Here is a 3,874-nt window from a genome sequence, read left to right as displayed (position 1 = left end):
CGCACTGGCCGATGACCGCCGCCGACAACATCGCGATGGGCGACGACCTCGGCGTCCCGGCGGCGCGCCGGGCGGTGCGCGCCGCCGCGACCGACTCGGGCGCGGACGAGGTGATCGACACCCTCCCGTTCGGCTACGACACCCTGCTCGACAAGCGGTTCGACCAGGGGCAGGAGCTGTCCGGCGGGCAGTGGCAGCGGCTCGCCGCCGCGCGCGGCTTCTACCGGGACGCGCCGCTGCTGATCTGCGACGAGCCGACCGCCGCGCTCGACGCGCGGGCCGAGCACCGGCTGTTCGAGCACATCCGCGCGCACGCCGCCGAGCACGGCCGCACCGTCCTGCTGATCACGCACCGGCTGGCGAGCGTCCGGCACGCCGACCGCATCTACGTGCTGGAGAACGGCCGCGTCACCGAGCACGGCACCCACGCGGACCTGATGGCCCGCGACGGCCTCTACGCCGACCTCTACGGCCTCCAGGCGTCCGCCTACCGCCTCGACCCGGACGGCCCGCCCCCCGAACCCCGCCCCGTCACGACCTGACGCGACGCCTCCGCCGCGCCGCCCGGCTCCGACGCGGTCGCCTCCCTCCAGCTGCTCGCCGGCCTCGCCGCTTCGCCGGCGGTGCCTCAGGAACGCGTGTAGTAGGTCAGGAACATGTCGACGCCCTGGGTGACGAGGGCGTCGGCGAAGCGCGGGTCGAGGCGGTCGCCGTAGCCGTTGTGGACGATGTGCGGGTACAGCACCAGCGCGTAGAACTGGGTGATCGCCAGGTCCATGTCCGCGATGTCCAGGTCGTCGCGGGCGGCGAGCGCCTCCGCCAGCGGCTCGCTGAACCGGTCCGGCCCCTGCTCGCGCCAGGTGCGCCCGAGGTCGGGGAAGCGCCGCGCCTCGGCGGTGATGAGCGCGCGCAACGCGAGCACGTCGGGACGGACCAGCCCCTCGACCCAGTCGCGCGCGGTCGCGACGAGCGCCTCGCGCAGGTCGCCGCCCGTGCCCAGGCGCTCGCGCATGGCGTGCGACGTCGGGCCGAGGGCCCGTTCGAGGGCCTCGTTCACCACCTCGACGAACAGCTCCTCCTTGCTCGCGAAGTGGTTGTAGACGGTCACCTTCGAGACGCCGGCCTCGGCGGCGATGTGGTCCATCCCGGTGCCGAAGCCGTGCTCCAGGAAGAGCCCGTGCGCCGCGCGCACGATGGCCGCCCGCTTGCGCGCCGCGCGCTCGCCCGAGGGCGGGGTGCGTCTGGTCGTCGTGGTCATCCCCGCATCCTACGTGAACTGAACGGTTGAGTTCATATGAACTGATCTGTACAGTTCAGTTCATCGGCCGTCCGGCCGAGCCACCTCGGCTTTCACGAAGGAGCGTCGATGCACGAGCGCAAGATCCTGGGGATCTCCGGGAGCCTGCGGGCCGACTCCTACAACACCGCCCTGCTCCGCGCCGCCCAGAAGTTCACCCCGCACGGCGTCACGGTCGAGATCTACGACGGGCTGCGCGACCTGCCGCCGTACGACATGGACCAGGACGTCCCGGAGCGCCGCCCCGCCGCCGCGCAGGCCCTCCGCGACCGCGTCAACGCCGCGGACGGCCTGCTGATCGCCACCCCCCAGTTCAACTACTCCGTGCCCGGCGTGCTCAAGAACGCCATCGACTGGGCCAGCACCGACTGGACGGGCACCGAGGGAGCGCCCCTGCTGCGCAAGCCCGTCGCCATCGCCGGCGCGGCCCCGACCAACTTCGGCTCCGTCCGCGCCCAGCTCGCGCTGCGCCAGGTGTTCGTGTGGACCGGGTCCGACGTCGTCGTCAAGCCCGAGCTCATCGCCTTCCGCGCCCACGAGCGCTTCGACGAGGCGGGCAACCTCACCGACGAGCGGACGATCGGCGTGCTGCGGGACCTGCTGGACGCGCTGGCCGCCAAGATGAAGGGGGAATGACCGTGACCGTGCACGGGATCACCGCCCCCGGATTCGACGAGGTCCGGCAGGTCTTCCAGGACGTCACCGCGCGGGAGGACGGCCTGGACGCGCAACTCGCCGTCCGCCACCGCGGCCGCGTGGTCCTGGACCTGTGGACCGGCCCGGACATCGCGGCCGACTCCCTGCTGGCCCTCTACTCGTCCGGCAAGGGCGCCGCCCACCTCGTCGTCGCCCTGCTCGTCCAGGACGGGACCCTCGACCTCGACCGGCGCGTCGCCGACCACTGGCCCGAGTTCGCCGCCGAGGGCAAGGACCGGATCACCCTCCGGGACCTCCTCGCACACCGCGCTGGACTGATCGGGGTGGACGGCGGGTTCAGCGCCGCCGAACTGGCCGACGACCGCGCCCTCGCCGAACGGCTCGCCAGGCAGCGGCCCTACTGGCGGCCGGACGGCGCGTACGGCTACCACGCCTTCACCATCGGGGCGCTGACCGGTGAGGTGGTGCGGCGCGTCACCGGCCGCTCCATCCAGGAACTGTACGAGGAGCGGATACGCGCGCCCTACGGCCTCGACTTCTACCTCGGCCTGCCCGAACGGCACGAACGGCGCTACCTGCCGGCCCAGCCGCTCCGGCCCCGCGCGCAGGCAGCGGTCGCCCCCGACAGCCTGATGGGCATCGCCTTCAACCTGAACGCGTCCCCGCCCACGGACCTGGTCGGGTTCGCCAACACCCGGGCCGTCCGGGCGGCGGGCCCCGCCTCGTCCGGCAGTGTGGGGAACGCGCGGGGACTCGCCGCGATGTACGCCGCCGCGATCGGCGAGGTCGACGGACGGCCGCCCCTGCTCGACGCGGCGACGCTGGCCGAGTTCACCAGGCCGCACACCTCCGGTGTGGACGTGGTGACCGGCGAACACGACCACTTCCTGCTCGGCTTCGAGGCCATGGGCGTCCGCTACCCGGTGCTCGGCGCCGACGCCTTCGGGCACAGCGGGGCCGTGGGCGCGCAGTCCTTCGCCGACCCGGGCAGCGGCGTCGCCTACAGCTACACGCGCCGCCGCTTCGCACTCGGGGGAGGAGGCGGCGCGCTGGAGAACCACCGCCTGATCGACGCCGTGATGCGCGCGGTCAACGGCCCGGCGGCGGATTCCGCGTCCTCCGGGCCCGTCCTTTCAGGTCAGGGCTGACCCGATGCGGAGAGGCCCGGCCGCCTGGTAGCTGGAGTCCCCGCGGATTCCAGCTACCGGGTACGGATTCGGTCACGGGGCGATCGTGGGCGGGTCTGGCTTGCCCGGTTACGGGACGGGCCGCCACCGGGCGGGTACGCCGTGGTGGGGAGTGTCGGCGAGGATCCGCCGTTCGCCGCCGCCGTGCGGCCAGAGGCGGAGCGTCAGCACCGGCAGGCTCTGGAAGTCGGCGTCGTCGGCCTGCTCCAGGTGCAGGTGGGCGACCGGCGCGTCCGGCGTCGCGGCCGCGCCCGCCCGCTCCACGGCGGCCGTGACCCGCGCCTGCTCCGCGGAGGAGAGGTAGTGCCACATCAGCGAGTGCCACACGACGGTGACCATGCCCGGACGCGGCGCGAGGTCGGCGAGGAACGTCGCCGCGTCCGCCTGGACGACCGTCGCGGGGACGCGCGCGGCGACCTCCAGCGCGCCGCGCAGCCGCGCCACCCGCTCGTGCTGGTCGGGCCAGACGAACGAGAGCAGCCGGAGCCCGTCCGCGACCGGGTCCACCGGCGCGAGGTCGCAGCCCGTCCGCTCCGCGATCACGAGGTCGGCCGTCAGCGGCGGCGGCGAGCCGAGCCAGCAGCCGCGCAGCACCACCGGCGAGTCCGCCGGCCCGAACGCCGGACCGCCTCCCGAGCCGTCTTCCGAACCGCCTTCCGGGCCGCCCTCGGAGTCGTCTTCGGAACCGGCCGCCGACTCGTACCGGTAGAGGTCGGCGCGCAGGTTCAGGCCC

Annotated in this window: 5 protein-coding genes; 3 read left to right on the top strand and 2 right to left on the bottom strand. The window is 73.9% G+C overall.

What is annotated here, in order from left to right; genetic code table 11:
• A partial coding sequence (locus tag AB0J52_RS31340) for an ATP-binding cassette domain-containing protein (protein ID WP_500186365.1) occupies positions 1-542 on the top strand: 542 nt, incomplete at its 5' end.
• Positions 543-628: 86 nt separating this feature from the next.
• On the opposite strand, the gene AB0J52_RS31335 is transcribed toward AB0J52_RS31340, so the two are convergent.
• Positions 629-1,258, bottom strand: coding sequence for a TetR/AcrR family transcriptional regulator (locus AB0J52_RS31335; protein ID WP_500186363.1), 630 nt, complete (start codon positions 1,256-1,258; stop codon positions 629-631).
• 108 nt (positions 1,259-1,366) lie between these two features.
• On the opposite strand from AB0J52_RS31335, the gene AB0J52_RS31330 reads away from it, so the two are divergent.
• Together AB0J52_RS31330 and AB0J52_RS31325 are read left to right on the top strand one after the other, a co-directional pair.
• Positions 1,367-1,933, top strand: a complete 567-nt coding sequence (locus AB0J52_RS31330) for an NADPH-dependent FMN reductase (RefSeq protein ID WP_500186361.1) — start codon at positions 1,367-1,369, stop codon at positions 1,931-1,933.
• Positions 1,930-3,102: a serine hydrolase domain-containing protein gene (locus AB0J52_RS31325; protein WP_500186360.1), complete on the top strand. Its 1,173-nt coding sequence runs from the start codon at positions 1,930-1,932 to the stop codon at positions 3,100-3,102. The genes AB0J52_RS31330 and AB0J52_RS31325 overlap by 4 nt, the downstream gene beginning before the upstream one ends.
• 108 nt (positions 3,103-3,210) lie before the next feature.
• Here the strand turns inward: AB0J52_RS31325 and AB0J52_RS31320 are convergent.
• On the bottom strand, positions 3,211-3,874 hold a 664-nt coding region (locus tag AB0J52_RS31320), incomplete at its 5' end, for a DUF2332 family protein (RefSeq protein WP_500186358.1).

This window comes from Spirillospora sp. NPDC049652, assembly GCF_040675125.1.
Classification (GTDB): domain Bacteria; phylum Actinomycetota; class Actinomycetes; order Streptosporangiales; family Streptosporangiaceae; genus Spirillospora.
The sequence above is the reverse complement of the archived record's forward strand: the minus strand, read 5'-3'. Positions and strand labels throughout refer to the sequence as shown.